1 protein-coding gene is annotated in these 209 nt (G+C 44.0%); it reads left to right on the plus strand.

The window, feature by feature from the left end; genetic code table 11:
* On the plus strand, positions 1-209 hold a 209-nt coding region (locus LMB56_RS00750; protein ID WP_267865173.1), incomplete at both ends, for a reverse transcriptase domain-containing protein.

The following is a 209-nucleotide window of genomic DNA, read 5'->3' on the forward strand; positions in this document are numbered from 1 at the left end:
TTAGACCATGGGCTTTTCGCTAAGAGTGAAAAAGGAACTCCACAAGGAGGGCCATTGTCACCACTACTGGCGAACATCTATCTAAATGAGTTGGACAAAGAGTTAACTAGACGTGGTCACCACTTTGTGCGCTATGCGGATGATTGTAACATTTATGTTAAAAGTCAACGAGCCGGAGAACGAGTAATGCGAAGCATTACCCAGTTTCT

The organism is Limosilactobacillus reuteri, from assembly GCF_020785355.1.
GTDB lineage: Bacteria > Bacillota > Bacilli > Lactobacillales > Lactobacillaceae > Limosilactobacillus > Limosilactobacillus reuteri_I.